This is a genomic window from Microbispora amethystogenes (assembly GCF_016863015.1).
Taxonomy (GTDB): domain Bacteria; phylum Actinomycetota; class Actinomycetes; order Streptosporangiales; family Streptosporangiaceae; genus Microbispora; species Microbispora amethystogenes.
Genome location: NZ_BOOB01000039.1, coordinates 155168 through 161371 on the forward strand (window position 1 = coordinate 155168; position 6204 = coordinate 161371).

At 72.3% G+C, this 6204-nt stretch carries 7 protein-coding genes; 2 read left to right on the forward strand and 5 right to left on the reverse strand.

Going from position 1 to position 6204, the window contains the following annotated elements; translation table 11 throughout:
* Nucleotides 1-108 precede the first annotated feature (108 nt).
* Nucleotides 109-318 carry a DUF397 domain-containing protein gene (locus Mam01_RS25305; RefSeq protein WP_204287690.1) on the reverse strand — a complete coding sequence of 70 codons (210 nt, stop codon included), beginning with the start codon at nucleotides 316-318 and terminating at the stop codon, nucleotides 109-111.
* Nucleotides 309-1097, reverse strand: a complete 789-nt coding sequence (locus Mam01_RS25310; RefSeq protein ID WP_204287691.1) for a helix-turn-helix domain-containing protein — start codon at nucleotides 1095-1097, stop codon at nucleotides 309-311. Before Mam01_RS25310 ends, Mam01_RS25305 begins: the two co-directional genes overlap by 10 nt.
* 358 nt (nucleotides 1098-1455) lie before the next feature.
* Here Mam01_RS25310 and Mam01_RS25315 point away from each other — a divergent pair, with 358 nt between their 5' ends.
* On the forward strand, nucleotides 1456-1944 hold the full coding sequence (locus Mam01_RS25315) for an ATP-binding protein (RefSeq protein WP_239101597.1): 489 nt from the start codon (nucleotides 1456-1458) through the stop codon (nucleotides 1942-1944).
* Nucleotides 1945-2014: 70 nt separating this feature from the next.
* Here the strand turns inward: Mam01_RS25315 and Mam01_RS25320 are convergent, their stop codons facing one another.
* Nucleotides 2015-2896, reverse strand: a complete 882-nt coding sequence (locus tag Mam01_RS25320) for an aminotransferase class I/II-fold pyridoxal phosphate-dependent enzyme (protein WP_204287692.1) — start codon at nucleotides 2894-2896, stop codon at nucleotides 2015-2017.
* A gap of 170 nt (nucleotides 2897-3066) precedes the next feature.
* Here Mam01_RS25320 and Mam01_RS25325 point away from each other — a divergent pair, with 170 nt between their 5' ends.
* Nucleotides 3067-3873 carry an arylamine N-acetyltransferase family protein gene (locus Mam01_RS25325; protein ID WP_150929996.1) on the forward strand — a complete coding sequence of 269 codons (807 nt, stop codon included), beginning with the start codon at nucleotides 3067-3069 and terminating at the stop codon, nucleotides 3871-3873.
* A 136-nt stretch (nucleotides 3874-4009) separates the two neighbouring features.
* Here the strand turns inward: Mam01_RS25325 and Mam01_RS25330 are convergent, their stop codons facing one another.
* Both Mam01_RS25330 and Mam01_RS25335 read right to left on the reverse strand, forming a co-directional pair.
* Nucleotides 4010-4426 carry a cobalamin B12-binding domain-containing protein gene (locus tag Mam01_RS25330; RefSeq protein ID WP_204287693.1) on the reverse strand — a complete coding sequence of 139 codons (417 nt, stop codon included), beginning with the start codon at nucleotides 4424-4426 and terminating at the stop codon, nucleotides 4010-4012.
* A complete protein-coding gene (locus Mam01_RS25335; protein WP_204287694.1) occupies nucleotides 4396-6042 on the reverse strand; it encodes an acyl-CoA mutase large subunit family protein in 1647 nt (548 codons plus the stop codon). The genes Mam01_RS25330 and Mam01_RS25335 overlap by 31 nt, the downstream gene beginning before the upstream one ends.
* Nucleotides 6043-6204 lie beyond the last annotated feature (162 nt).

A 6204-nucleotide genomic window follows, 5' to 3' on the forward strand; every position in this document is an offset into this window, starting at 1 on the left:
ACACCGACCACACGGCACACAGGGCGCGGCGGCTCACACCCGCCGCGCCTCGTTCCCGTCCCACCCCCGCGCGTCCAGGGAGAGGCGGCACCGGCTACCGCCTGATTTTCATCGGAGCAGGGAGTCGAAGTCTCCGGCTTTGATGCCGCTGACGAATGCCTGCCATTCGGCGGGGGTGAAGGCCAGCGTGGGGCCGTCCGGGTCCTTGCTGTCCCGTACGGCGACCACCCCCGGCAGGTTGACGGCCACCTCGACACACTGACCGCCGTTGTCACCGGAAAGCGACGACTTACGCCATACCGCAGCGCTCAGGTCCATCCCCGTCTCGCTTCCTCGATCATTTCGATGGACATGGATTCAGGATAGGCCCACCGGCGAATCGCCTCATAACGCTTCCAGATCGCGCTTACGGTGTCATGTTCTGTGGTGATCTGCCCTGCTGCAGAAGAGTCCACATGAACGGCGTCGGGTTGCCCGTCCGGAAGCTCGGCGATCATAAATGCGCCCAGCAATCCGGCGAGGCAAACCGGATCCACGACCTGGATGTAAACGGTCGGCCTTTGCGCGATCTCAAGTAGGTGATCGAGTTGTTCGCGCATCACCGCGGCCCCGCCGACCCTGCGGCACAGCACTCCCGGGTCGATGAGCACGAGGATGAGCGGGGGAGTCTCCCTGTCGAGGATTCTCCCGCGCTGCATCCGCGCCTGGACGCGCTCTTCCACCTCTTCAAGGGAGATCTGCGGGGCCTGACCGAACAGATGCCGGGCGTACGCCTCGGTCTGGAGGAGGCCGGGGATCAGGAGGGGGTCCCAGGAACGGAGGATGCGGGCGGTGGGCTCGATCTCCTCGACCCAGCTGCGGAACCAGACCGGGGCGCCGGGCTGGGCGACGATCCGCTGATAGAGCCGCGTGAACGAGACGCCGTCGGGCGTGCCGAAGAGCCGGTCCAGCCGTTCGGCGTCGGACTTCGACGGGGTCCGGGTGGCCTTCTCCAGGCGGCTCACCTGGGTCTGGGTGCGGCCGAGGCGCGCGGCCACCGCCGCCTGCGAGAGCTGCGCGGCCTCCCGGAGGCGGCGCAGCTCCGCGCCGAAGCGCACCCTCGGGGACGCGGGATCGAGAGATGGCACAACATTCATCGCATTTCCTCCCGATCAAGACAATTCCATTCGGCGTACGCGGGGTAATTCCGTGCCCAGTCCACGACAGGCCAGGGGGTGTCATGACCTGCGCTGTTTCGGCCTGCCGAACCACTCGCCGGCCCGATGACGGAAAGGAAGTCTAGGCGCGGGTCGTCCATTCGGGAAAGCCGGATAAAAGCAGAGCGCGCATTTCTCCGGCGGCTGCACGGTCGATCCCGGATGAACGCGGTGAAACTCCTCCGCCAACCGGGCGAGGGGAGGTCCGCGCAGGGCGGAGAAAGGCCGGGAGGCCGAATCTCCAGGCTGGAGGCGATCGGTGACGGCGGGCGAGCGGCACGAGGGGTTCGCCGGGACGAGCCGGAAGCCGCGCGGCGCGGGCGTGCGCGCCTCGCCGGTCCCTCGGCCGTACGGCACCTGGCGGCGGGAGTTCCCCGGGGCGGACAGATCGGTCTCCGAGGCTCGGGAGTGGGCGCGCGGCCTGCTCGGAGAGCGGGTCGCGGCACCGGTCCTCGACGACGTGGTGCTGCTGCTGAGCGAGGTGGTCACCAACGCCGTCACGCACTCCGACTCGGGACGCGACGAGGACGGCCGGGTGGCGGTGCGGGTGACCTGCGACACCGGAGGCGTACGCGTCGAGGTGCGCGACGGCGGATCGGCCACCGGCGCGCCGGTGGTGCGGGCGCCGGACACCGAGGCCGTCGGCGGGCGCGGCCTCTGGCTGGTGGACGGACTCGCCACCGCATGGGGTGCGTGGCAGGACGACACCGGCACATCGGTCTGGTTCCGGGTGGCCGCGCGCCGGTGACCGTACGGACCGCCGCCAGGCGCATGATCGACGCGGCGGGACGCGTCACCCCGGCTTCAGGCCGGTGGGGTCACGGGATGGCGCGGGCGGCCAGGACCGTCCGGAGGAGTCCGAGGAGGGCGGCCACGTCGTCCTCCCGGCCGACCGGCACGCGCAGGTGGTCACGCAGCCCGATGGAAGTCATGTCGGCGGCCGAGGCGTGACCGGCCGCGCGCAGTTCCTCCGCGACCCGCGACGCTGTCCCGGGCAGCCGGACGAGCACGAAGTCGGCGGCCGAGGGGAGGAACTCGACGCCCAGTTCCGCCAGCCCCCGGCACAGCGACTCCCGGGCGGACCGGTTGGTGGCGCGGAGGCGTTCCAGCACGGCCACATCGTGGGCCGGGGCGGCGGCGGGCGGACGCGGCGCGGGCAGGCGTCCCACCACCGCGGGCGCCCCGATCAGGTAGCCGAACCCCGGCGACCCGTCGGTCCGCAGCACGCAGACGTGCGACCCGTACCGCGCGTTCCACCGGGCGGAGGTGAAGCCCGGGCCCAGCGCGAACTCCGCGCTCGACTCGTCGAACACGACGAGCGTGCCGTACCGCCGGGCCGCCGCGCACAGCGACCGTACGGACTCGGCGTCGAGCACCCCGCCCGTCGGATCGTGCGGGTGGGCCACGACGACCATGCCGGCGCCGTGCGCCATCCGCGCGCACAGCTCCTCGGCGCAGATCCGGTAGTCGCGCAGGGGCAGCTCCACGAACGGCATCCCGGCGGAGCGCAGGCTGTCGGCGTGCCCGCGCCGGGTCTGCGCGTTGATCACGGCGGGCCGGGGATCGGCGCGGCGCGAGGCGGCGAGCAGGCGGATCAGCTCGTCGGCGTCCGCGGCGACGGCGACCCTGTCCTGCCCGACGAAGTGGCGCCGGGCGATCCGCCCGGCCAGGTCCGGGGCGGAACAGGACAAGGTGCGCATGGCCGTCCTCCTGTAAGGACAACAGGGCTGGTCGCACCGTAGCCGGGCGCGCTATCAGCGTGGTCTCAGTCGCATCCCACCGTCGCGGTGGCCTCAGACCCGCCTCCGCGTGGTCTCGGGCCGCTCTCGCGGGCCGCCCCCGGAGGCCGCGCGATGGCACGATCGAACGCATGGACCAGCGGATGATGCGCGCCTATCTCGACCGCATCGGCGCGCCGGCGCCGCGCGCGGCAGACCTCGACACGTTGCGTGAGCTGCACCAGCGGCACCTCTACCACGTGCCGTGGGAGAACATCTACACCCGTCTCGGCACACCGGTCACCCTCGACGAGGACGTGTTCCTCGACAAGCTCGTACGGCTGCGCCGCGGCGGCGGGTGCTACGAGCTCAACGGGGCCTTCGCCGCGCTGCTGCGTGAGATCGGGTACGACGTCACGCTGCTGGCGGCGGCGGTGTTCGAGGAGGACGGCACGCCCGTCTTCCCGCTCGACCACCTCGTCCTCCGGGTCGAGCTGGACGGGCCCTGGCTCGTGGACGTCGGGTTCGGCCAGTTCAACGTGTTCCCGCTGCGCATGGACACCGACGAGCCGCAGCGCGACCCCGGCGGCGAGTTCCGGGTGGTCGAGGCCGGCCACGGCGACCTCGACGTGTACTGCGATGGCAGCCCGCGCTACCGGGTCGAGGCGCATCCCCGGCGGCTGCGTGACTTCGTGCCGTCCTGGGACTGGCACCAGGTGTCGCCCGAGTCGTTCTGGAACGCGATGGACCTCTGCTCGCTCAGCACCCCCGACGGCCGGGTGACGCTGCACGGCAACCGGCTGATCACGACATCGGGCGGCCGTACGACGGAGGTGACGCTGGAGGACGAGCAGGCGGTCGTGGCGGCCTACCGCGACATCTTCGGCATCGACCTCGACCGGTCGCCCGGAGCCTGCTACGCCGAGCGCTTCGCCACGACGGAGCCCCTCAACGCCTGAACCGCCCGGAACGCCTTCGGGCCTCGCGCGGTCGCCGCCCCTCCGCACCCGGCACGGGCGGCGACCGCCCGCGAGGCCCGGGGGGAGCGCCACCGGCCCGGCGGTCGTGCTCAGTGGCCGGGCTCGGTGGCCGGGTTCACTTGTCGAGCAGGGCGGCGACCTCGTCGACGATGACGTCGAGGCGGCTGCCGGTGCCGAAGATCTGGTCGACGCCCAGGGCCAGCAGCGTCTCCCGGTCCTCGGCCGGGATCGTGCCGCCGACGACGACCCGCAGATCCCCCAGCTCCTCGGCGCCCAGGGCGCTCATCAGGCGGCGGCACTCCTGCAGATGGTTGCCCGACAGAGAGGACAACCCCACCATGTCGGGCCGCTCCCGGCGGACGGCGGCCACGAGGTCGGCGGGGGTGGTGTGCCCGAGATAGACCACGTCCATCCCGGCCTCCCGCAGCCCGTTGCACACCACGATCGCGCCGCGCCAGTGGGCGTCCATGCCCAGCTTCGCCACGACGCCCTTGCGGCCGCTCAGCTCTCCTGCCACAACGGGAACTCCCATCGTCCCAGCTCGTCGCGGAACACCCGGCCGAGCTCGCCCAACGTGACATCCGCGTCGACCGCGTCGAGGACCGCCGGCATGACGTTCTCGCCGTCCCGGCAGACGCGGGCGACCCGCTTGAGGGCGACGCCGGCCCCCTCCCGGTCGCGGCGGGACCGCGCCCGCTTCAGCGCGGCCACCTGCCGGTCGAGGCTGCCGTCCGGCAGCTCGAAGCGGTCGAGCTCCTCGGCGTCGCCGTCGAGTTGCGTGTTGACGCCGACGACGAGGCGCTCGCCGTTCTCGATCGCCTTCTGCTCGGTGAAGGCGGTCCGCGCGAGCTCCGCGTGCACCCATCCCCGCTCGGTCGCGGCGACGATCCCGCCGAGCTCCCCGATGCGCTCCAGGACGCTCCGGGCCCGCTCCTCCAGCGCGTCGGTGAGGTACTCCACGAGGTAGCTGCCGCCGAGGGGGTCGGCGACCTTCGCCACCCCGGTCTCGTGCAGCAGCACGTACTGCGTGCGCAGCGCGGTCAGCGCGGCGTGCTCGCTCGGGATGCACACCGCCTCGTCGTACCCGTTGACGTGCAGCGACTGGGTGCCGCCGCACACCGCCGCGAGGCCCTGCAGGGCGCTCCGCGCGATGTTGACGTGCGCGTGCCGGGCGCTGTTGGTGACCCCCGACGTCTGGACGTGGTAGCGCAGCAGCTGCGCCCGCGGGTCGCGGACGCCGAGCTCGTCGCGCACCCAGTGGGCCCACATGCGGCGCAGCGCGCGATACTTCGCGACCTCCTCGAAGAAGTCGCTGTGGGCGCTGAGGAAGAAGGTGACCCGGGCGAGGACCGGCTCGGCGGCGAGGCCGCGGCCGAGCAGCGCCCGTACGACGGCCTGCCCGTGGGCCAGGCACAGCGCCATCTCCAGGACCGCGTCCGCGCCGGCCTCGCGGTAGTTGTAGCCGCTCACGCTGACCGGGTTCCAGCGCGGCATCGTCCGGAGCGCGAACTCGGCCAGGTCGCAGGCCAGCCGGAAGGACCCGGCGGGCGGCAGCGCCTCGGGCGCGATGGTGATCGCCGTCTCCATCAGGAAGTCGTTCTGGCTGGTGCCCGCGAGGCGGGCGGGCGCGAAGCCGCGCCGCTCGGCCGACCGCACGTACATCGCGAGGTGGGGCACCGCCCCGATCGGCTGGGAGGAGACCAGCGAGACGCTCACCTCGTCCAGCGGGATGCCGTCGAAGAGCGTGTCGAAGTCGCCGCGCAGGTCCACGGCGACGCCGCCGCGGCCGACGTCGGCCCCGGCCCTCGGGTCGTCGGAGTCGAAGGCCCGCAGGCTGGGATAGTCGAAGACGCCGTTGATCCCGGTGGCCCCGCCGTCGAGCAGCATCCGGTAGCGGGCGTTGGTCTCCTGGGCGGTGCCGAACCCGGCGAGCTGCCGGATGGTCCAGGGACGTTCGCGGTACATCGCCGGACGGATGCCGCGGGTGTACGGAAACTCACCCGGCAGGCCCAGCCGGATATCCGGTCCGCCGTCCGGGTCCACGGGGTGCCGCTCCGCCGTGCCGGGCACCGCCACCTCCGGCAACGGCACGCCGCTCGCCGAACGGATCGGCGCGTCCTCCGCCGGCTGCTTCCTGACGCCGTCCATCAGGTTCTCCCGAAGGGACCGTCGCCTTGGGGCGAGGGGGGAATCGGGATCGGGAGGGCCGCCAAGGCCCGAACGTTCCCTGACCTGTGTGGTCTGCACATCACAGGCTTCCTTCCGGATTTCGTCGGTGCCAGGCGATACCGTGGTGCTGTCGTTCCCGGA